Genomic DNA, 22761 nt, shown 5'->3' with positions numbered 1-22761 from the left:
TCCATCTCCAGAAAGTAATCGTTAGACCGTCACCAGATCCAGGGCCAACCGCACCGCTCCCATAAGCTGTGCGTCCGCTCCAAGCGTGCTGGAAACGATCTCGGGCCGGATCCGCGTCCCCCGCTCGTACAGGATCCTTCGTGTCTCGTCCACCAGAGCGGGATGCATGCCTACGCCGCCACCCAGCACAAAGAGCGGACAGTTAATGACCAACGCCATGTTGTAAATCGCGTAGGCGAGTGTCTTTGCAGAACGGTGCAGGACCGCCTCGGCCAACTCGTCTCCCTGCATCGCCGCGTCGAAGATCTCCGTCGCATGCAACATCCGCGGCAGGCCCGTCTTCTTCGCTCGCCATGCGTTATGCCAATAGTCCCGGATCCCCTCACCGCCCACAACACCTTCCAGGGCCCCAGGCTTTCCGCGCTCCACGGGCTCTTCCGGCGTGCCCGGAACGAGCATGTATCCGATCTCTCCCGCCGTCCATCCCATCCCCTGGAACAGCTTCCCGTTCAACACAATACCCGCGCCGACTCCCGTGCCAATCGCAACGAAGACAAAGTCACGCACACCCTGCGCTTCTCCAGCCCAACCCTCACCGACCGCGGCAGCATTCACATCGTTGTCCACGGTAGCGGGGACACCAAACGCTTCCTCCAGCATGGCGCGGAGAGGAACATCACGCCATCCCATCAGGTAAGAGGTCGCAATCACCACGCCCGCTTCTACGTCCGTTACGCCCGGCGCACCCGCCGCCACGGCGCGGAGATCGCTCTTGTCCAAAGAGTGCTCATCCAGCATCTCTTCCATTCCGGTGCGCATCATCTCCACCACCACCGCAGCATCGCGGATGCCTTCGGTCGATGCAGACCACCGCGCGATGACCTTGCCCGCAAGGTCCGCCAGCGCGACACGAAGATTTGTTCCGCCGATATCTACCGCTGCAACATAGCCTTTCATCAGGGACGCATCTCCACGGGCGCCGCGCTGATACTCTCCAGCTCCATCCCCTTCGTCTCCGGCACCACCCAACGCACAAACGCCAGCGTCACCACACAACAAAGACCGAACATCGCGAACGTCATCGCCGTACCTACCCTTTGCAAAACAGAAAGAAATGTCAGCGATACCAGCGTATTGGAGATTCCGTACCCCAGCGTCGCCGCCGCAGCGCCCCGCCCACGCACCCGTAGCGGAAATACCTCAGAGACCAGAATCCACGCAATCGGCCCCATGCTCGCCGCGCAACACGTAATGTAAACCACCAGACAACCCGTCGCCACCAGTCCCAGCGAGTGACCCAGTGCCGCCGCGTGCTGAAACGAATAGGCCAGCACAAACAGAGACGCCATCATCCCGCTCAGACCCGCGTAGAGCAGCGGCTTGCGCCCCAGCCTGTCCACCAGGAACAACGCGATAATCGTCGCCAGCATATTCATCACACTCACCAGCAGCGCCGCAAAGATCGCATTTTCATTGGAGGTAATCCCAGCCAAAGCGAAGATCTGCGGGCCGTAATAAATCACCGCGTTGATCCCGGTGAACTGCTGCAACACCACAAATCCCACTGCAATTAAAAGGCCACGCCGCACCGCCGGAGTCCAGAGCACGCTCCACCGCCGGTCGACCTTTGTCCTGGACGCCACTTCGATATCCGCCAGTAACTCCTCGGCCCCGGCCTCATCGGTATACGAGAGGAGCACCTTCTCCGCCTCCACCACGCGCCCCTGCGCATAGAGCCATCGCGGACTCTCCGGCACCGTCAGCACGAGGAAGAAGAACACCACCGCCGGTAAAGCGCCCAGGCCAAACATCAGCCTCCACGCATGCTGCCCGGCCAGCCAGTAGCCCACCACGTTTGCCAGCACGATCCCAAGCGTCAGGGCGAACTGGTAGAACCCGATCAGCTTTCCGCGCGACTGCGGCGGCGCAAGTTCGGATACGTAGACCGGCGCGGTCACCGAAGTGAAACCGATCGCAACCCCCAGCAGCAGGCGCGCCACAATCAACGTCGCCACATTCGGCGAAGCGGGAGCTAAAACCGACCCAAAGATGAAAATCGCTCCGGACCATAGCAGCGTAGACCGGCGTCCCAGCCTGTCCGACACAATGCCGCCCAGAATCGCCCCCGCCATCGTGCCCATCGGGACCACGCTGACGACCAGCTCCTGCATCTGTGTGGACAAGGCAAACGTACTGCGCACGAAGACCAGCGCCGCCGCAATAATGCCGACATCAAATCCATAGAGGATGCCGCCCAGACCTGCAATCAGAGAAACTCTCCACAAAAATCCGCGGTTCACACGCGGCTTCGCCATCACATGCAAGCTGGACAAGGAGACACCTCGGTTGGTATTCGTACGAATGATAGCCTTTGGACGTCGCCTCTACCGCGAGTCATTTGGCCTAGAACAAGAAAGAAATCGATGAGTCAGAATAAACCCGCTCCGCGTTGGATCAACGGCATCGAGCCATCCAGAGAACTTCTCTCCTACGACGGCACACAGATCCTCGAATACGAGTGCCGCGAACAGCCTTCGCTCCTGCGGGAACTCCTGGTGGCCTATTCCACCGATGCGGCCATTCAAGCACAGCTAAAAAAGATCAGCGACGCTGCAAATAGTTCCAATCCCGTACTCTTTATTGGCATGGGTGGTTCGCTCTGCTCGGCCGTCAGCGGCTCCATCCACCTCCAATCGAATGGCCGCTCCGCCTTCAGCCTCGACGCAGGAGAGTGGCTCCACTACGGCAAACCCGTCTGGGACGAAGCTGCGCTCTCCGTCCTCCTCACCACCTCAGGAGAGAGCGCCGAACTCGTCGAACTCGTCAAGCGCGACACGAAACAGCCAGCCGCCCTCCTCTGCAACAACTCCGCCAGCACCTGCTGGAACCTCGCAGAAAACAAGCTCCCAATCCTCGCCGGTCCGGAGTATGGCAACGCCACCAAGACCTACACCAACTCCACGGCCGCCACGATCATTCTCGCCTCGGAGATCCTCAACCACCCATGGCTCGACGACGCACAACACGCCATCGACGTCTTCACCAGCCATCTCGAACCCGTCTTCTCCATGCGGAATGAACTCGAAGCCTTCACACGCGGCGCTGCAAACATCGAACTGGTAGGCCGCGGCGCGGCATACGGCGGGGCCATCATGGGCGCGCTCACCATCCGCGAGATGAGCGGCTTCCGCGCCGCGCCGCACACCGGCGCAGGCTTCCGCCACGGCCCGAACCTCGACGTGGACGGCACCCACGTCGCCATGATCTTCGCTCTCGGACGCGCCGCAGGCCTCGGCCTCAAGCTCGCAGCGGAGTGCAACAAGCGCGGTGGCAAAGTCCTCCTCATCTCAAGCGAAGATCACGAACGGACAGACCGGCTCCTCCCCATCAAAATCGGAGCCGTCTCCGAGCCATGGGAGGGGATCACCTCCATCCTCGTCCCGCAGGCGCTCACCCTCGCCATGATCGAGCGCAACGGTTGCCGCCTTCCGCCGCGCTTTGCCTACGGAGAGATGGTGCAGTAGACGCTATCTTTCGTAGCGCCCCCAATTTGTCATTCCGCAGCGAAGCGGAGGAATCCGCTTTTAAGGCATTCCCCACCCCGTCATCGCCCCGCCAAGCTCAAGGCTGGTGCGGGATCGTCAGAACGGGGTTCTTGTCGAAGAAGTTCATCGGTCGAATCAGAAAGTCATGCCACATCGTCGGCATCACCGGCCAGTCCTCCAGCCGCACCACGTGATGAAACCCCAGCGTGTACCAGGCCACGATGTCCGTGTTCTCGATCCTGCGGTTGAAGGCGGTCCACGCCGGTAGACCGTCCATGCCCTTGCCACTCGTCACATAGGTCCCGCCCGCATAGCGCTCCTCCGGCACATATGGAGTCACCCAGATCTGGTGCGTCGCGAACTGCCCCATGCGTTGCGCGGGATCGTCAGCCGCAGCGAATGCAACGCCCGTCGCTCCCGGCATGATCTCGTAGCCCGTCGGATATCCCATCGCACCGTGCTGCGCGGGGTTGATAAAGTGCCACATCCCCGGCCGCTTCGGATCGAGATCCAGAATCGCGTCCTTCTCCGTATGCGCCATCGACGACTCATCCGCCCAGATACTCTTCCGGACAGCGCCTTCAACCTTTTGCGGAACAAGCCGGTCGATCATAAAACTGTTATTCTGCCCGTCCACATCCAGATCCAGCCGATACGAAAAGTAATGGTCATGATTCACGGCCAGAAGGTGCGGCGCGACCAGCGTTCCATACTCAGGCTTCGGCGGACCGTCCCCCATGGCATGCTCCACGTGGTCTTCCTTCACACCCTTCGTCTCCACGATTCCGGTCGCACCCACAGCTACGCGAATCGTTCCATCCTGCTGGAAAACCCAGTCCAGTATGTAGTCGTAGTTCCCCACCACCGCAGCCGTGCGCAACACAAGCTCCCGGCTGGGCCGTCCACTCGTCAGATCGGGCTCTCCGTGTCTCCACGCAGGATTGTCGAGCGTCCGCTCAAACATACATGCCAATCGAGGCTTCAGCATCGGACTGCCTGTATCCGAAGGCACCAATCCATTGAAGTACTGCGCCCGGTCCGGGCAATCGTCCGACGTCAGCGGCTTGAACAGCCCACCCATCAGAAACTCTCCCGCATCCAGAAACGCCCGCCAGCTCCATCCCTGATCCTTATCCATATAAGGAACGTACATCTCCGAAAGCGACCCCTCATACATCACCGACCGCAGCCGCTCCCCGTCCTTGTACTTCACCAGGTTCACCACTGCACCGACGCGCGGGTCTATGCGAAAGCGGAAGTTCCAGTTCTGCCACGACACTTCGCCCTTGTCGATCTTGTAGCCGGGCCCCATCGGCTGCGTCACCAGCAGCGGCGTTGTGCCCTCCCGCGGCATTGCCTCCGATTCTTCAAAACTCGCATCCCCGGTGGGCATGGGTATCGGCCCGCGATCCACGACGCTCAAGACCTTCTCTGCCGTCACATCGACAAGGATGTAGAGATTTTCAATCGTCCTGCCCCAGTAGTGATACGCACCACGTTCGTCCGTACACGTTCCGTAACCGATGCGGTGACCCTCCTCCTCCGGAAACACGCGAAAGGTGAGAGGAATGGGCTGGCAATGCACCGTGCTCAGGTCCGTAATCCCGCGTGCCTTCAATCCGGCCAGAACGCGGGGATCTTTCTTTGACACCTCCGCAATCGCGTCCATCTCGGTATTCGTAAACGGAGCCTGCGCCCCTTCGATCACCTTCCAGAACTCAAGCTTGTGTGCTGCCAGATCGACGCGCGCCTCCACCGTCTTGCCCTCAGCCTCAAGAACGATATCCGCCTCCCGAGGAATCGCATCCCCTTCCTTCCAGGCAAGCACCGTGCTCTTCAGCGGCTCATGCAGCAGCAGCGTGGAGACGTACGTCTTCTCCGAAAGGTGCCCGCTCTTCTGCAGGACCTCATGAGCTTCCCAATACTCTTCAGTCGTCAGCGCATCCAGCGGATGCTGCGGCACACGCGCCTGCGAATGCATCGCCAAGGGACAAAGAACGGAAGCCAATAAGACGTACCCTGCAACATTCAGTAACTTCAATCGAGTTCCTCTTAGATAGAAATTTCGCAGTGAGCACCGCGTAGGGCCCAATGGTCAGAAGGATTTGGCAAAGTTTCTCCCATCATGACACAGAGAAAAACAAGCGAAAGGCCCTTTTGTCCTACCAAAACCGAATTTGCGTTTACAAATCCGGTTGAAAATCGGGCGCAAGGTTATGCCTGAAAGAAAACACAAGGCGTATGCTTTCAGACAGCCTCGCGCGAAACGATCTTTCGCTGGGCGCAACCATGCACTTCACCTCCTCTGGGGATCGCCGCTACTTCAGGCCCAGGGGCTACCGAATGCTGGGAGCGCCGCGTATGATTGTGCACCTCATTAATCCAAGCGATAACTCCTTTGGAACCGCCGTGATCACGCCGCGTTGGCTCTTCGTTCTGGCCGCAGCTACACCTCGCTCCATGGGCGACCCCACCCTCGTCGACGAGTCGATTGAACAGCTCGATCCCGAAACCATTCACGCCGGCGACATCGTCGGCATCAGCGTCCACACCGGAAACGCCCTGCGCGGCTACGAAGTCGGCAAGCTCGCGCACGAACGCGGCGCCACCGTCGTCTATGGCGGCATTCACGCCACGCTCTTCCCCGAGGAGCCCTTCGAGTACGGCGCCGCAGACGTCGTCGTCAAAGGTGACGGCGACATCGCCTGGGGACAAGTCCTCCGCGACATTCAGGCCGGATGTGCGGGCAGAATCTACGACGGCGGCAAGATCGAAGGGGACGACTTCCTCGCCGCCCGCTGGGACCTCATGCAGACCGACAAATATATGTGGGCCTCCGTACAGACCATCCGAGGATGCCCCAAGCACTGCTCTTTCTGCTCCGTCTGGCGCACCGACGGACAAAAGCCTCGGCAGCGCTCCTTCGAAAAGGTTATCGACGAAATCATCGATCTCCGCCGCCTTGGCTTCCGCTTCATCGCCCTCGCGGACGACAACTTCTACCCCGTCACGCTCACGGACCTCCGTCTCGCCCGCGAGCAGAACAACGCGGAAAAATTGGAATCGCTTCTTGCCATCCGCGCGGAACGCTTCTCCCTCATGGCCGAACTCGCCAAGCTGCCCAAGGACATGGTCTTCTTCACCCAGATCACCATGGAGTCCGCCGAAGACACCGAGTACCTCGACGCCATGCGCCGCGCCAACATCAAGGGTGCACTCGTCGGCGTTGAGGCCGTCACCCCCGAAGGCCTCAAAGCCGTCTTCAAAGACTTCAACTACTCCGGCGACCGTCTCGTGCAGCAACTCCAGACCTTCCGCGAACACGGCGTTCACGTCCTGGGTTCTTTTATCTTCGGCCTGCCCACGGACAAGCCGAGTACCTTTGGAGCCACCGTCGAACTCGCGCTCAAAGCAGGCGTCACCTTCGCACAGTTCGTCATGATGACTCCCTTCCCCGGCACCGTCGACTTCGGCCGATGGGAAAAAGAACAAGCTGAGAATCCAGAGATGGTCGGAGACATTCCCATCACGCGCTACTGGCTCATCCCCACAGCCATTCGCCCCAAGATGTTCACGCCGCATCCATCCATGAGCTCAGACGAAATCCGCGAACGCACGCAGGGCGTCTGGGACCGCTTCTACGACCTCAGCGCTGTCTGGAAACGCTCAGCCTGCACACCCACCCTGCGCGCGCGCGTCGCCTTCGTTCTACTCTCCAAGCTCTATCGCCAGATGTATGCAGGCACCGGCATCTCAACCGACAGTGCACGACGCAAGAAAGCGAAATCTTCCGCCCGCTGGATTGCTCGCCAGACGCGCAAAATCTTCCAGTCCAAGCCCATGCCAGAACTCATCTATCCAACATGGGAACCGCGCGCCAAGGTGCGTCCACAACTGACTCAGGTACAAATCTCAAACAGAATTTAGCGAATGAACTGACTAAGTTACGCAAAGAACGGCAGCCCGAAGGCTGCCGTTTCTTTGCGCTTTTACAAGTTAGAAGGTAAGTCGTCCTCCAAGCTGGATCAAGCGGGGGAAACCAAGCGTCTGGCTGATGACTCCGCTGTTGGAGGTATCCACAGCCAACTGGCTCGTAGAAAATGCAAACTGCGGTGTATTGAAGGCGTTGAGAGCTTCGGCGCGGAACTCTGCGTGCACTCGTTCCGTTACACGAAAGTCCTTGTTGAGAGAAAGATCGGAGTTGATGTACCCCGGTCCATAGCAGTTGCTCGTACGCGGTTGGTTGCCCAGAGCATATGCCGGTGTCGTGGTGAATGCTGCCTTGTTGAAATACGTGGTGGGCGCAGAGCTATCGCCCAGGCGATCCTGAGGGCGCCCGGAACGGCAGGCATTCACGCCGGGAATCATCGTGGGACGCTGTGTTAAAAATCCGTAGGTCGAGTTGTTATTCGTTCCTTGCGTAAGCGGCAACGGTCCACCATTCTGAATAATCATGACGTCGTTGAATCTCCAACCTCCAACGAGAAGATCGACCAGGCGGTTGTCGTGCCCGAGGAAGGTCTTACCACGACCAAAGGGTAGCTCATAAGTTCCAGCGACCGTGAAGCGGTTAGGAATATTGTTCGTCGCGCGCGCATACTCTGGTGCAAAGTTGTTGATGTCCTGCGGTCCGTTATTACCAGGATTGAGCGTGTTTGAAGATCCATAGGCGCCTACAATGTTGTCCCAGTTTGCAGACCATGTGTAAGCGGCAAGGAGAGTGAGTCCCATGCTCATACGCTTCTGCACCTTGAGATCAAGCGAGTTGTAGTCCGAGACTCCATTGCTTATCGAGTCCGTGATTCCCTGGTACTGCGGGAAGGGCAGCAAAGTCTGCGCCAGATTGACCGTTCCAGTGCTGAAGTTACCCAGGCCAGCGTACTTGTTCGCAACCTTACTCGTCAGTGTCGAACCCAAGGCTAATTGGCTGCTATTGAGCTGGTTTATGTTGACACTATTAGGAAGATTGCGTCCGTGACCACCCACGTAGCCTAACTTCATAGCTATGCCAAGAGGGAACTCATGTTCAATTCCGAAAGAGTAAGAATTGTAAATTGGCGAGCGACGGTTTTGGTCAATTACGGTCAATGTCGTTCCGATATTCTGGCTCAGGCCATTCGCATTCCCAGTTGCCTGCGTTTTGAGGTTCGGGAAGGGATTGCTCAGGCTGATCGTCGGAACACCTGACTGCGAGAGGATACTGTTCGTCAAAACGTAGCCAGGGGCAAGAGCGGAGTTTCCAGCGTAAACGAGCGGCATGTAGAAGACGCCATAGCCACCGCGAACAACTGTCTTCTCATCCAGAGCATAAGCGAAGCCCGCGCGCGGAGAGTACTTGCTGCCCATGTTGCCCGTGCTCGTGCCGTAACCATTCTGACCCGCGAACATCACGCCGCCGGTCGCGGAAGGACCGGTCCCGAAAGCAGCGTAGGTGGCATTACGATCAAATCCAACAGCATAGTGATTGTCACGTTCATGAACACCGGGCTCATACTCATAACGGAATCCAAGATTGAGCGTTAGCTTGGGAGTAACACGCCAATCGTCCTGTAGATAAGTCGCCTGATAGGCCGTGGTGATCGCCAGCTTCGCAGGAATAACCAATGAACCAGTGGTGGGATAACCCAGGAGCATATCGGCAGCTGTCGCGCCGGCCGCGGTCGCTGTAGAACCCGTGAGTGCGCCCGCCGTCAGAGTGCGGTCGAACGCAAAGGTGCCGCTGGTATTGCTAAGACTTGTAAAGGTAAGGCTGATCGCACGATAAACATAGCCGGTCTTCAAGCTATGCTTTCCAATGCTTTTGGACAGACCCACCACAAAGTTTCTTGAGAAGTACACAGCGGGACCGGAGTTCGAAGTTCCTTCGGCGGACAATCCTGAATCCGCAGTGATGGCAGGAAATCCCGTTTTGCTCAGAGCAGATACATAGGTGGAGGGAAAACCAAGGGTCGCCTGGTTGAACCCTTTGCTGATGTCCTGGGTATCGTTCGGGAAGCGATTGAATCCAAAGCCGACGGTGAGGAGCGTCGTCGGATTCAAAGTGATCGTATTTTGAATACCAATCGCGTCCACTTTACGGTAAAGCAGGTAAGAGGACGAGCTGCCGGCGGGAGTGGTCAGGGAGTTCCCACCCGGCTCTTTGCTTCCGTAATGAAGATAGTAGAAGTCCGCTAACCAACGGCTACCGAACTGATGCGTCAGCTTGCCGTTGAACTCATCGGCACGATCTCCAAGTGTGTCCTGACCCGTAAAGTTCGTGGCTGCATACTTCGTCACGCTGCTGTTGGCGTGCGGATAAGCGTTGACCAACTGCTGTCCCACTGGATTGATGAAGCCAGCGAGATTGTTATTGGCAAAATAGAGACCGGTATTAGGATTCTTGATGCAAATGGTATCGGTTCCATTGGAACCCAGCGCGCACGTGGTCGGACCGGTAACAGTTCCAATCTCGGAAAAGTCACCAGCTCTCTGTTTATCGGTTGGAACGACGTAAGAGTTTGTCGTGATGGGAGACCGCTGCCGATATCCTTCTTCGGTAATTGCGAAGAAGGTCTTGTCCTTGCCGCCGAGAAAAGACGGGAGAGGAATTGGACCAGACAGGCTACCGACATAGCTATAAAACTCGGCTGCGCCGCGGGGAACCTTGGGGTCGGCCGCAGTGCCGGCATGGTGGTTATTGAAGAAGAGATTTGCGCCCCAGTTGGTCTGGCGGGTTTCACCCTGCAGTACGCCATGCAGTGAAGTCGTTCCCGACTTGAGAGTCGTGTTGAACATACCTCCACTGGTACGTCCTATCTCGCCATCGTAAGTGTTGGCCTGCAGCTTGACTTCATCCACACCCTCGATACTGGGAATAATCACAGCGCGATTACTGAAGTCAGTAATCGGCACACCATCAATCGAGTAGTTGTTCGAGCTAAGCGGCGCACCGGCAATGGAGATCGTGGAAGATCCGCTCTGGTCCTGGAAACGAACGAAACGCGGATCGCCGACAGGCGTCACAGCATTGTCGAGCTTGGAAAAGAGAAAAGGATTTCGACCGGGATTTGGCAGATTCTGCAGCTTCTGCGAATCGATCATCTGACCGTTATAAGAGGTACCATTGTCCACCAGTGGCTCTGCCGCACTTACTTCCACACTGTCCGTGGCTGCACCGACCGAAAGCTTCAAATCGATATTGAGCGTGTTTCCCGTATCCACAGTAACGCCGGTCTGCTCGATGGCGCGAAAGCCTGACGAAGTCGCAGTGATCGTATACTTGCCCGGATCGACCGCATTGAAAACATACTCTCCCGCACCGTTCGATTTTGTTTTTCTCGAAAGCTTTGTCGCCTGAGAAGTGAGCGTTACCTCGCTATTCGGAAGCGTTGCACCTTGAAGGTCCGTCACGATTCCACGGAGCGCTCCGTAGTTCGACTGGGCCAAAGAAACTCCAAACGCGATAAAGAGCAGAAGAAAGAGCGCGAGAGAGCGGCACCTGCGAGCAACTGGGGATATCTGGAAATTACAATGCATATCTTGTTCATGCCTCCGAAGAATATAAAACTCAGATACTTATGGACATACTTCACCGAAATCGCCTTGGGGTAACTTCTTCCGCCATGTAACTCGGTGCATAAAGATGCAGAGAGATACACCACGGGCTAAGTCGCGGCCAAATGCAACTGGGTGAGCGGCGGGATACTCCGCCGTTGTCCTTCATGAAAGTTTCAAAGCGAGTTAAAAACAGGCCCTGCCGAGTGGATTGCTATAGAACGGTTCAGATCGGTTTCCGGCGGAACTGCCGGCTTTGCTACGACAACTGAATCAGACTGCAATGACGCTGTACGGCTAGAGGAATCACTGGAGGTGTGGCTATGCCATACCTCACAAACCAAAGGCTAGGCTAGCAAGGTGATGCGAGGGTGCTGCTGATGGCAGTGTATTTCTGCCGATCAGACTGTCCCATCTGAGTTCGAGGTAATGGGTTTGAAACTATCGAACCTTGAACGGTGTGTCAATAGAAATTTGGTTCCTTCGTGAAAATCGCATCCGTATGCTGGAAGCGAACCCTCACATCCGATGAAGCGCGAAAGTAATTACGTAACATCGTTCGAAGAAATACCTCCTTTGAAAATGTCTTGGCGAATTGAAATTTTGAGTTAGAGTACACACAGTTCCCTTCCACAGCTTCTCGGTCCATCTGTTTCGCATGATCAAGACAAGCCGACTATTGGCCTGGCCTTAAGAATTCCTGCATCCCAAGGAGAGTCATCATGCCCCAGAAGAACGCATCTGCGGTCTCACGCCGTTCCTTCATGCGCCTCGCAAGCGTCGCTGCTTCCTTGCCGGTCCTTACCGAAGCGCACTTCGCCTGGGCCGCACATCAGGCGACTCCAACACCCGGTGCCTCCGCGCCATTGCGCCGTGTGCGTCCAGCTACGCCACCGGGCGCCGTTATGATCAACGCAAATGAAAATCCCCTGGGTCCTTGTAGGGCCGCATGCGAAGCCATCGCAGCCATCGCACCCAAGGGCGGACGCTATGACATGGATGGCGAAACGGAGAAGCTCACCAAGACCTTCGCCGAACAGAATGGCCTGAAGGAGGAGTACATCATGGTCTATGCGGGCTCCTCCGAGCCACTGCATTACTCCGTGCTCGCCTTCACTTCCCCCACCAAAGGCTTCGTCACAGCAGATCCTTCTTACGAAGCCGGCATGCGCGCCGCATCCATCGCAAAGGCCAAGATCACCAAGGTACCTTTGACAGCGAACTACGCACACGACGTCAAGGCCATGGTGGCTGCCGATCCGAACGCTGGCGTGATTTATATCTGTAATCCAAATAACCCGACCGGCACCACCACCACCAAGGAAGATATCGCCTGGGCGCTCGAAAACAAGCCCAAGGGTTCGATCCTACTCGTCGACGAAGCCTACATTCACCTCTCCGACGCGAAGAACGTTCTGGAGTATGTAGCCGCGGACAAAGACTTGATCGTTCTGCGTACCTTCTCCAAAATCTACGGCATGGCAGGTATCCGTTGCGGCTTCGCAGTAGGCCGTCCTGACTTACTCGCGAAATTACAGCCCTTCGGACAGAACGCAATGCCGATCACCGGCTCTGTCGCAGCGAACGTCAGTCTGCTCGACGCAGAGTTAGTACCTACGCGCAAAGCTCTGATCGCGAAGACACGGAACGATACCTTCGCCTTCCTCAAGGCGAATCACTACAAGTTCATTCCCTCTGAATCCAACTGCTTCATGATCGATACCGGCCGTCCCGGCGGTCAGGTCATCGCCGCCATGCGCGCGAAGAACATCTTCATCGGACGCACATGGGCTGTCTGGCCCAACATGGTGCGCGTCTCCGTCGGCACGCCAAGTGAGATGGCGAAGTTCCAGGTAGCGTTCAAGGAAGTCATGGATGTGCCTTCCACGGCCACTCTGCACGATCCATTCGTCGACGTAGCCTTCCCTCAGCTCTCGTAGGCGACTTACAAGCAAGAAGAAAGGCGAAGCCATTAGCTTCGCCTTTCTCTTGCTGCAATTACTGTTACTTGGAACGAACCGCAATCACTTCGATCTCCACCAATGCCCAGGGAGCCACAAGAGCGGCCACCTGCATGGCGCTGCGCGCGGGCTTGTTGGGCTGATCCTTCGTTCCGAAGAACTTGGTATAGCTCGCCTGCAGACCCGGAAAATCCAGCTTCCCACCCTTGGAAGGATCGCCCGCAAGAAACACCGTCATCTTCACAACATCCTTCATATCCAGCCCCTGCTCCTTCAGCAAAGCCTGGATCTTTGTCAGAGCGCTCAATGCCTGCGCCTCGGTATCTCCATAGGCTGCGGCAACACCCTTTGCAGGATCTGCAGCAGTCACTGGCGATGCAAGCTGTCCGCTGAGATACAACGTATCTCCCGCCCAGACGCCGTTGGCAATCGGGCTCTTCTCATTCGGTTGCAGATGCTTCACCACAGCCTGCGCGTGCGTTACCGTGCTTAGTGCCAACATCATCGTCGCTGTGCAAATAATCTTCTTCATGGAAATCCCTTTCTCTTGCAGTAAGTCGTTCGTTCAATATCTGGCTGCGCAAACTCTTACGCGCGCGCTTTGACTTTGTCGCTGATCATCTGGATGGCGCGGCGTCCGCTCAGTGCAGCGCCCTCCTGCCAGCCCACAACGTGGCTCGTATGATCTCCGGCAAAGTAGATCGGACCGTCAGGCTGCGTGATCACGTTGTACATCGCTGGCGGAGTCGATCCAATCCATGAGCCTTCGTTGTACTTAATGTGCTTCCATCCGCAGAAGATTGGTTTCTCCAGCTCCTTGCCATGGCCGGGGTGCAGCTTCTCAATCGACGCGCGCGATGCCGCAAACTTCTCTTCCATCGTAAGTTTGTTGAAGCCGCCGACCGTCTCATCCATGTAACCCGACACGATGATGCCACGGTCCGACATAAGATTGCAGCTTGGATACCATACCGGGCTCGGTCCCTGCGCGAGGAACGAAAGGCCGCCATAGATGTTGTAATCCTTCTCCCAGAAGCGGTTCGATTCCCACGGGACCTTGAACGATCCGCGATACAGGCTGGCGCCCAGCTTCACGGCCGCCGCGTGCTCGGGATCCAGGTCCGCCTGAATCTTGTTGAGGATCGTCAACGGCATCGCGCATACGGCGTACTCGGCTTCTACATGCTTCGTGACGCCACCCTGCACATAGGTCACGCTGACACCCTTTGCGGTCTTCTTGATCTCGCTCACCGGCGAGTCATAGTGCACGATCGGCCCGAGGGACTTCGCAAAAGCATTGGCAATCTGCTGCATACCGTTCACCGGCTGCATCATCGTCGCCTGCCAGTCCCATGCCTCTTCATACAGCTCTGCGGACCAGAAGTTTGCATCCAGCAGCACATGCATCGGGATGGTGTCTTTCTCAAAGACCATCTCCTGCGCACCCGCGCCGGGATATTGCTTGATGCCCGAACGATCAGAACCCTGGTACGTATTGCTCTTATCCAGAGCGCCATAGATTTTCAAAAACTCAATCATGCGGATACGATCATCCGCGGAAAGCTCCTGGTCCAGCGAGCCATTCTGCACGGCCTTCGACAACAACTCGCTCACATGCCCGCGCGTATCGTTGATCGCCTTGCGCTGCACATACGGCTTGCCGTCATTCACCTTATCGTTCTGCAGCAAAGTCGAGCGTGAAGTATTGACCTCAACTTCCAGTGGAACTTTTAACTCACGACAATAGCCAAGAATCGTTCCGTGCACGGAGGGAAGACGCCCCGGTCCCATGTTCTGGTACAGCCCCTCGCTCCAGCTAACCTGCTGCCTGGTTCCATCCACAAACTCCACCACGTCGCCGTTCCGTGCACTCCAGCTGCGTCCACCCGCGCGCTTCCGAGCCTCCAGCAGAGTCACGTCATAGCCCAGCTTTCTGGCTTCATAGGCTGTCGTAAGCCCTGCGATACCGCCCCCCAGAACCACCAGCTTCGTTCCCTTACCCACGCCCGCCGTAGCTGTAATCGGTTCGGCAGCCACTGCCTTCATCGGCATCAAACCCATGGCCTGCATTGCTGTAAAAGCCGCGCTGTAACCGCCGGCCTGCCCGACACGCAAAAGGAAATTGCGCCTGGAAATGCTCATCAAATCACCTCGTCAAATTAAGAACCAGAGTTAGTTAAAGACGAAAAGTTATGCGAGACAGGCCGTCCACTGGATGCAGAGTTCTCTCCGGCGCGACAAGCCATGCGCAACAGTGTTTCAGGGGATTCCTTCCACTCTATCGCAGACGCGGCATCGTGTCGCCGCATTTCTCCCCTCCCGGAACAACGCACAGGAGAAACTAACGCAGCTCAATTTGTGCTTCCGTAGCGAAGCGAAGGGGATCTGCTTTTTACTAACGATCGACTGTGGGAACAGAACAATTAGGTTGCGAGGGTTTTGATTGCAGTTTGGAACTTCGCGAAGATCTTACAGAGGCATCTCAATCGACCTCAAAACACAACAACGGCCAGCCCCATGAGCCGCCGTTCTCGAAATGTCCGGAACAACCTTACACAGGAACGCGATGCGCTTTGACAAACCTCCACGTCCGGTGATCGCAACGGTGGCACCGCCAGGGAAAAATCCGCAGCAACGGCAACACCAATCGTTCGATCAGACCATGACGATGGCTCCGCATCAGACCGAGATTTCCGCAGTTCCCGCAAAGCAATTTCTCGCGCATAAGTAAGCTGTACCGGGATAAGAAGCGGCAGTCAATCGGATAGCTGGCGGTTAAGCCCGGCACAAGGCAGAGGTATCAAAGACACATTGATAAGAGACACCATAGTTTTTGAACATTGGATCCTTATGTCAAAGCATCCTTAACTTAAGTGGTAGGCGGCAAACCGAATCTTAGGAGTACGATTCCGTAAAGAAATAGAAGACTTGCGCCTGTTTTCAGGTCGCGCGGGTATTCCGCCTGTTTCGATCGCGACGAACTGGCACACCAAGGAGCTCGGGATCATGGCGAGGAGCGCGATTGAAATCCAAATCCAGGCCCGGTTGCGTTCCTTGAAGTACTCACCTCCGTCAACCCTGGACTGGCCTGAACCATGAGAGAACACCAGACCTTTGTGCCCGCTGCACTCCCTTCAAACGAATCAGAGCGGCTCTCCGCCCTCGCCGCCTACCGCATCATGGATTCACAGGACGAGCCCCAGTTCGACCAGCTCACGCGTCTGGGCGCTTATGCCTTCCACGTTCCCTTGTGTCTCATCACCTTTATCTCGGAGCATAGGCAGTTCTTGAAATCTGCTTATGGCACTCCCAGACGCGAGTCTTCGCGACGTGATTCCTTCTGTAGCTACTCCCTTCTTCAGGACGATCCCTTGGTCGTTCTGGATACCTCGCAGGATCCGCGTTTCGCTTCGAACCCGCACGTACAGACCGAAACGCCGCTTTTGTTTTATGCAGGAACTCCCTTGGTGAGCAAAGAAGGCCTAAAAATAGGTACCTTCTGCATCTTCGACTTCACCCCCCGCGAAAGCTTTGAAGAGAAAGACCGTAAAGCGCTCGTGGACTTCGCCTCTCTGGCCATGGAACTGGTGGAGGAGCGGCTTCTGCCCATGCAGTTGGCTCAAGCCGAAGCAAAAACCCTGAACTCCTCCCGGAATTCGCGGCAGATTCTGGAAAGCGTAGAAGAAAGCGTCTTCCTCCTCGACAAGGACTGGAACCTCATCTTTCTCACCAGAATGCAATTCGGAACAGCGCCCAGGGCCGTGATGTGCTTGGGCAAAATATATGGAAAGCCTTTCCCGGACTGGTAGGAACGGGCTTCGAACAGAAGTACAGACAAGTAGCTCAGGAAGGCATCGCGCTCTCCTTCAACGAATACTATGCGCCGCTCAAGGCCTATTTCAAAGGACACGTCCATCCCAGCGGGGATGGGATCGTCGTCTTTCTCTCCGACGTCACCGAGCAGCGGTCTCTGGATCTGGAGCTCCGCAAAGTAGAAGAGCGCTATCGCCTCGCCGCACGATCGACGACGGAAGGGGTATGGGATCGAGATATGTTAACCGATCAGATCTATTATTCCGCGCGATGGCAGGAAATCGTCGGTCTGCCCGCGGTCGATTTCATAGGAACCAGTGCTGATTGGGAAAATCGGGTCCACCCAAAAGACTTGCTCCTCGGTCAACAAGCACAACGCGAGATGGAAGAGCAGAACACACTAGAGTTCCGCACTGAATATCGGATGCGTCACGAAGACCGGGGTTGGATCTGGGTGCGGAACGAAGGGATCATCATCAGGGATCAGGAAAATCGGCCCACCCGCAAGGTGGGCTCGATGAAAGAGATTACCTCTGAAAAGTCGATTGAGCCGCTGACCGGCCTGCCAAACCGAGCCTCGTCCGTGGAGCAGATCGATCACCGTATGGAGATGCCCTCGAAAGAGCAGGCGACCTTCGCGGTGATTGTCGTCGGCCTGGACGTCTTCAATCGAATCAACGATAGCTTTGGTCGAGCTTCTGGCGATGCCATCCTGATCGAAATCGCACGACGGCTGGATTCAACGATCCAGAAAGACCCTCTATCGATCGCTGGAAGAATTACGGGCGATGAGTTTGTGGTCCTTTTAGGCCGCATCGCTGGAGTCGATGACGCAATCACCTATGCCAACCTTCTTCAGCATGTTCTGAGCACTCCGATCGAGCACCAACATCAGTTTCTTACCATCTCGGCCAGCATTGGGATTGCGATGGGAGATGAGGGCTATCACTCCGCCGAGACGATGTTGGAGGATGCGGAAGTTGCCATGCACCAGGCAAAACGGGCCGGGAAAGCCCAGTGCATTCTCTTCGGCGCCCATATGAGGGAACGGACGCGAAGGCGCGTCGAGCTGGAAACTGACCTTCGTGGAGCGTTCCAAAGAAACGAATTCATCCTCCACTATCAGCCCAAAGTGCTATTGGAGACCGGAAAGCTCGTCGGATTCGAAGCACTCGTCCGCTGGCAGCATCCGGTCAAGGGTATGATCTCCCCCGCAGAATTTATCCCCTACGCCGAAGAAACCGGCTTGATCATCGACATCGGCCGATGGACGCTGCGAAACGCTATCCGGCAGGCAAAGGTCTGGCGTGACTCCGGCCTGGTTGCGCCCGATGTCACCATGGCGGTGAATCTTTCGACCAAGCAGTTTGAAAGGCCGGGTCTGATCGCAGAGATTGCGAAAAAACTCGCCGAAGAAGACTTCCCCGCGGACTGTCTCACTCTGGAGGTCACCGAAAGCGCCCTGATGGACAACATAGCAGGCGCAAAGAAGAGCCTGGATGGTCTGCGAAGCCTCGGCGTCCATCTGGACCTGGACGACTTCGGAACTGGCTACTCTTCTCTCAGTTATCTCAATCGTCTTCCCTTTGACTCCCTGAAGATCGACCAATCCTTCGTCCACGAGTTAACGGACTCCCAGGAAAGTAAGGCCATCGCGCAATCGATCCTGCAATTAGGTCGGACCCTGAATATGACGGTAATCGCGGAGGGAATCGAAACAGCGGAACAAAGCCTTTTGCTCATGCAGGTGGGATGCCTTTACGGACAGGGATATCTCTTCTCAAAACCTCTGGATGCCGAGGGCATAAGAGAGCTTCTGACGGCTTCTCCAGGTATGGGGTTACAGAGTCATCTGTTACTACCGAATGACTTACCAGAGATGCCTTTCACGACAGAGAAGTAAGTCGGCGGTCATTCGAAGCGCGAAACTGCTCTGCCAGCAGGGCAGTGTTGACCTTGTCAACTTTAATAACGGATTACTAAAGTTGGCACCCCTTCGATATATACATTTAGAACACCTGGCGTATATCTTCGGCATCACAAAGATATGCGAGCTATTCATGTTGGGCAACTCGATCACGTGACGATAGAACGTTTGAGAGGCGATGCGTCTGCATCCGTATGGCCCATGTGCGCGACCTGCGGTGCGTCTGTCTTCATCGACCACAGCTTCGGCACTCTGCGTCCCTTCAAACATGAAATCCAGCGCAGACAACAATGGCATGCTGGCGGCATTACGGAAGTCAGCGTCTATGAAGACAAAAGCCCCTTGATGAAGGTTCTCCACCGGTACGTTCGCTTCGTTTTTTGAGAGCGATGACTCACTTTAGGAACGCGTAGAAGTAATCAGCGAAATCACCTTCGTCCTCGTCGCCAGATCATCGTCAAATCCACCGTGTGTCGTACTCTGCGATGCCGCACTGGGTGCGGTAATCAGGGTGACATTGGGAAGATTCAAAGACGCAATCTGACGATTGAAGTATGTCTGCATGCCGAGGATCGGCGTGACCGTTCCGTGCTCAAACGATTGCGAAACAAGATAGAGAAGAGATCGGCTGTAACCCAGGATCGGTTCGCAGGTAGGATCTTTCTGCTCGAACGAATCCAGCAGACTGAATTGGTTATAAGCTTTTACCTTGCCGCTCTTGATCGCGGGAACGACCTCCGCCAGAAAGCTATCAGCCCGAACAGCCGGAGCCATAAAATTCACGCTCTCAAACTTCCAGCCCTGCTGGCCGAGACGATCGACGATGAAACTGTGGACGATCGCCCCGGCGGAGTGTCCGATGAGATGCAGGCGGATCTTCGACATATCCTTGAAGTAAGGAGATTTCTGGCAAGCTTTGTACAGCTTGATCCCGCCGCTCTGCGGGTAACTGGAAAGGCAATCGGCATTCTTCTTCATCTCGCCCCAGATTGCCGTACCCGGAACGGCCAGAAGCTTCTCCAGGCGCGCGTTCCACCAGTTTTTAACCCCGTCCAACATACCGCCCGTAGTCTTCGCCTGATGGGAAAGAAGATCGGCGGTGCGGTCTTTGATCGTGTCCCAGAGGCCGGTCTCCCACATGAGGAAGATGGGAAAGACCTTAGCGTTATAGAGAGCCGGAATCCATTGAGATGCCGTCTCCGCCGCGTCGCTCTCGGCAGTCAGTCCACCATGAGCGTAGATGGCGATATCCATCACATCGCCGTCCTGAAGACCCCACTTGGAGCGTGCCATCGCAACCTGCTGATTGACCAGCGCATCGAGGTCTGAATCCTGCGTACGAAAATCCCCGGTGTTACTCAGCAGACCGTTGTTCGCCATATCCACGATAAAAGGATCTATCTCGCGGTAACGCAGAACACTATCGCTGGCGAGACGGACCGTCCCGGACTTCACACGCAGTGATTTGGAATCCGCAATATCCAGATGAATCTTCGTGACCACGCCAAGTTGGGCGACCCAGCAATCCATCGCGTGTTCCAACCAGTCTTCATAGGTCAGAACCGCAAGACCATCCGAACCCCAGTTCGTATCCCAGGAGTTATGTACGATGAAACCTTCCTGGGTATAGCCCACGATGGCGAAGGCGTGGGCACCATCGCTCGGAAGAGATTTCTTTTGCGGGATGATCCAAATATCGTTTTTAGGATTCGCCTTGGCGTCCACTCCTTCGTCCCAGCCACTGTGTACGACAGCACTTGCGTAAAGCACTCCCGCCTCATTGAGTGCCACCTGCATGTCCGTAACCGAGCGCACTTCGACCCGATAGTAAGCGCCCATTGGCCTGCGCACCGCGTCAAGCCACCAGTCCTTGGCCGCATCGGTGCTGTCATCAATCTGCTTCGGCATGTCGAACTTAGGCCACAGAGCAGCGGCGCACGCGCCATGCTTATACCAACCCTTCATCGCACCCCGCAGACTGGAACCCGTGTCTACATCGGGCGCGCCCGGAAACTCGTCGTACCGGCGCGCCATGGAGTACAGCATGAAGGGTGAGACCTCGCACTCCTCCGGCTTGCGTTTCGCTGCGAAGAGTAAGTGATACAAAACACTCGCGAGTGCAAAGCCAGTACAGGCATTCGTATCATGCTGATTAAGAACGGGGATCTTGACCTTCGGCGCAAGGACTTCGGACGGAATCACCTGAATCGACGGGATGTAGGGCCGGTCTCGAAGGTCGATACTGTCAGGGACGACGTTGCGCAGAAACTTTGGCGCGGCCTTTTTCGCAGCGGCACTTACACCCTTCACAGGCGCGGATTTCTTTTTGGTAGACACGTCCAAATTCTCCTTCGGTCTCGGGCGAGACACACGGTTGGAACAAGAGGAACGGCGAAAGAAAATCTACCATAGCTCACAAAGTTCCGGAGAAAAGATGCGGTCCATGCTTCTAAAATTCCCACAATGAGTCTCGTCCACAAGAAAATCGAATCCCCCATCGGCAAGCTGGAACTGGTCGCAAGCGAGAAAGGCCTCGTCGCCATTCTTTGGGAGAATGACCGCCCAGGACGTGTGCGCCTGAGCGTATCGGTAGAAGAAGAACAGCACCCCGTTCTCGTGGAAACGGAACGGCAGCTCGGCGAGTACTTCGCCGGAAAGCGAAAGTGCTTCTCTATCCCTCTCGATATGCAAGGGACGCGATTTCAGAAAGATGTCTGGGAAGCCCTGCTCGCCATCCCCTTCGGAGAGACCCGAAGCTACGCCCAACTCGCGAACAAGCTCGGCAATCCTCGGGCAACGCGGGCCGTCGGCGCAGCCAACGGCAGAAACCCGGTCTCCATCCTTGTCCCCTGCCATCGCGTAATCGGATCTTCAGGAAAACTGACGGGCTTCGCGGGCGGCCTGGAGACGAAAGCCTATCTTCTCAATCTGGAGTCGGGTCACAACTCCGTGCTCCCAACGTAGATCGTGTCGCCGCTCGCATACTCTTCGCCAACGCCAGCCTGCACGATCGCAGCAGCAAACTCCTCCACACCCGGAAGCGCACCCACCGCCTGCCTCCGCTTCTCGATCAAGCCACGACTCTGCCGCTCCAGGAGTTTCGGCGTAATCGTGCCCTCGATCAGATCACCGCTCACGATGACCAGCCGAATGCCGAGCTCGGACAGGCTCGGAATCATGGCGCGCAGAGCGTCTTCCCCTGCCCGCTTGCTTGCCGCGACCGTCTCATAGCCGTCGTACCCCGTCCCCTTCCTATAGAAATGGACGAGATGGCTGGTCACGAAGACGATACGTCCCCCGCGCGGCATAAGAGGCAACGCTCCATGAACAAGATTTATCTGCGCCGTGAGGTTGAGCTGCATGGCGTAATCGGCAGCCTTGTCCTGCTCCAACCCTCCACTGGCGTTCAAAACAAGAAGATCCAGATGACCCCAGAGCGCGCGAATCTGATCGAAGGTCGCAGCGAGGTCTGCCGCACTGGTGATGTCGCCTTGAATCGGCAACGCCTGCCTTCCCAGAGCCACCAGTTCGTCGGCGACTTCCTGCGCTCTCGGCCCTTTGCTTCGATAATTGAGGGCGACATCCACACCCAGCCGCCCAAGTTGTCGGGCAACGCTCGCCCCAATTCCTCGCGAGGCCCCCGTGACTAAGGCCTTTTTGTCTAACGTGTTGGAAGAAGTAGAAGCGGGCACGTGCATGCGCTGATTTTATGGTCGGTCGCAGACATCCGCCAGTCAAGGACAGCAGTTCCGCGACAAAAATAATCCCCGGCACGCGAAAACGGCAGCCCTGAGAGCTGCCGTTTTCTATAAGACCAAAATTGGTCGGGGAGAGAGGATTCGAACCTCCGACCCCCTGGTCCCGAACCAGGTGCTCTACCAGGCTGAGCCACTCCCCGATTTCTTCGAAAAACGTTGGGCGGCGGGACTGCGCAACGCACGGCTGCACAGCGATTCCAACTGACCCAGTGTATCAGAAACCC

The 22761-nt window shown here is 56.5% G+C and carries 15 protein-coding genes and 1 tRNA gene; 7 read left to right on the top strand and 9 right to left on the bottom strand.

Features of this window, described 5'->3' with window-relative positions; all coding sequences use genetic code 11:
- Positions 1-21: 21 nt before the first annotated feature.
- Both ACIPR4_RS02360 and ACIPR4_RS02355 read right to left on the bottom strand, forming a co-directional pair.
- Positions 22-957 carry an ROK family protein gene (locus ACIPR4_RS02360; protein ID WP_013567044.1) on the bottom strand — a complete coding sequence of 312 codons (936 nt, stop codon included), beginning with the start codon at positions 955-957 and terminating at the stop codon, positions 22-24.
- Positions 957-2333, bottom strand: a complete 1377-nt coding sequence (locus ACIPR4_RS02355) for a sugar porter family MFS transporter (protein ID WP_013567043.1) — start codon at positions 2331-2333, stop codon at positions 957-959. Before ACIPR4_RS02355 ends, ACIPR4_RS02360 begins: the two co-directional genes overlap by 1 nt.
- A 90-nt stretch (positions 2334-2423) precedes the next feature.
- On the opposite strand from ACIPR4_RS02355, the gene ACIPR4_RS02350 reads away from it, so the two are divergent.
- Positions 2424-3524: an SIS domain-containing protein gene (locus ACIPR4_RS02350; protein ID WP_013567042.1), complete on the top strand. Its 1101-nt coding sequence runs from the start codon at positions 2424-2426 to the stop codon at positions 3522-3524.
- 97 nt (positions 3525-3621) lie between these two features.
- Here the strand turns inward: ACIPR4_RS02350 and ACIPR4_RS02345 are convergent, their stop codons facing one another.
- On the bottom strand, positions 3622-5586 hold the full coding sequence (locus tag ACIPR4_RS02345) for a copper amine oxidase (protein ID WP_013567041.1): 1965 nt from the start codon (positions 5584-5586) through the stop codon (positions 3622-3624).
- Positions 5587-5786: 200 nt separating this feature from the next.
- Here ACIPR4_RS02345 and ACIPR4_RS02340 point away from each other — a divergent pair, with 200 nt between their 5' ends.
- Positions 5787-7472 (top strand): B12-binding domain-containing radical SAM protein, encoded by a 1686-nt coding sequence (locus tag ACIPR4_RS02340; RefSeq protein WP_245536433.1) that lies wholly within the window; start codon positions 5787-5789, stop codon positions 7470-7472.
- 69 nt (positions 7473-7541) lie between these two features.
- Here the strand turns inward: ACIPR4_RS02340 and ACIPR4_RS02335 are convergent, their stop codons facing one another.
- Complete coding sequence (locus tag ACIPR4_RS02335) at positions 7542-10970, bottom strand: TonB-dependent receptor (protein ID WP_245536432.1); 3429 nt, start codon at positions 10968-10970, stop codon at positions 7542-7544.
- Positions 10971-11800: 830 nt separating this feature from the next.
- Between ACIPR4_RS02335 and ACIPR4_RS02330 the strand changes: the two genes are divergently transcribed.
- The gene (locus ACIPR4_RS02330; RefSeq protein WP_013567038.1) at positions 11801-13018 is read left to right on the top strand and encodes a pyridoxal phosphate-dependent aminotransferase; all 1218 of its coding nucleotides are present in this window, start codon (positions 11801-11803) and stop codon (positions 13016-13018) included.
- Between the two features lie 64 nt (positions 13019-13082).
- Here the strand turns inward: ACIPR4_RS02330 and ACIPR4_RS02325 are convergent, their stop codons facing one another.
- Both ACIPR4_RS02325 and ACIPR4_RS02320 read right to left on the bottom strand, forming a co-directional pair.
- Positions 13083-13571 (bottom strand): RidA family protein, encoded by a 489-nt coding sequence (locus ACIPR4_RS02325; RefSeq protein ID WP_013567037.1) that lies wholly within the window; start codon positions 13569-13571, stop codon positions 13083-13085.
- Positions 13572-13627: 56 nt separating this feature from the next.
- Positions 13628-15181 carry a flavin monoamine oxidase family protein gene (locus ACIPR4_RS02320; protein ID WP_013567036.1) on the bottom strand — a complete coding sequence of 518 codons (1554 nt, stop codon included), beginning with the start codon at positions 15179-15181 and terminating at the stop codon, positions 13628-13630.
- A gap of 424 nt (positions 15182-15605) precedes the next feature.
- Here ACIPR4_RS02320 and ACIPR4_RS22670 point away from each other — a divergent pair, with 424 nt between their 5' ends.
- From ACIPR4_RS22670 to ACIPR4_RS02310, 3 genes are all read left to right on the top strand, one after another.
- On the top strand, positions 15606-15770 hold the full coding sequence (locus tag ACIPR4_RS22670; protein ID WP_013567035.1) for a hypothetical protein: 165 nt from the start codon (positions 15606-15608) through the stop codon (positions 15768-15770).
- A 364-nt stretch (positions 15771-16134) separates the two neighbouring features.
- Entirely contained in the window at positions 16135-16848 is a 714-nt protein-coding gene (locus tag ACIPR4_RS02315; protein ID WP_013567034.1) for a GAF domain-containing protein, read from the top strand.
- Positions 16806-18755, top strand: coding sequence for a putative bifunctional diguanylate cyclase/phosphodiesterase (locus tag ACIPR4_RS02310; RefSeq protein ID WP_013567033.1), 1950 nt, complete (start codon positions 16806-16808; stop codon positions 18753-18755). Before ACIPR4_RS02315 ends, ACIPR4_RS02310 begins: the two co-directional genes overlap by 43 nt.
- A gap of 423 nt (positions 18756-19178) precedes the next feature.
- Here ACIPR4_RS02310 and ACIPR4_RS02300 read toward each other — a convergent pair whose 3' ends face one another.
- On the bottom strand, positions 19179-21116 hold the full coding sequence (locus ACIPR4_RS02300; protein WP_013567032.1) for a C1 family peptidase: 1938 nt from the start codon (positions 21114-21116) through the stop codon (positions 19179-19181).
- A gap of 126 nt (positions 21117-21242) precedes the next feature.
- On the opposite strand from ACIPR4_RS02300, the gene ACIPR4_RS02295 reads away from it, so the two are divergent.
- On the top strand, positions 21243-21743 hold the full coding sequence (locus tag ACIPR4_RS02295) for a methylated-DNA--[protein]-cysteine S-methyltransferase (protein WP_013567031.1): 501 nt from the start codon (positions 21243-21245) through the stop codon (positions 21741-21743).
- Here the strand turns inward: ACIPR4_RS02295 and ACIPR4_RS02290 are convergent.
- Together ACIPR4_RS02290 and ACIPR4_RS02285 are read right to left on the bottom strand one after the other, a co-directional pair.
- Positions 21719-22477 (bottom strand): SDR family oxidoreductase, encoded by a 759-nt coding sequence (locus ACIPR4_RS02290; RefSeq protein ID WP_013567030.1) that lies wholly within the window; start codon positions 22475-22477, stop codon positions 21719-21721. The two genes, ACIPR4_RS02295 and ACIPR4_RS02290, sit on opposite strands and share 25 nt — an antisense overlap.
- Positions 22478-22600: 123 nt before the next feature.
- Positions 22601-22677: transfer RNA gene (locus tag ACIPR4_RS02285), tRNA-Pro, on the bottom strand.
- Between the last annotated feature and the right edge of the window lie 84 nt (positions 22678-22761).

The organism is Terriglobus saanensis SP1PR4, from assembly GCF_000179915.2.
GTDB classification, from domain to species: domain Bacteria; phylum Acidobacteriota; class Terriglobia; order Terriglobales; family Acidobacteriaceae; genus Terriglobus; species Terriglobus saanensis.
This window is presented reverse-complemented; position numbering and strand designations above follow the sequence as displayed.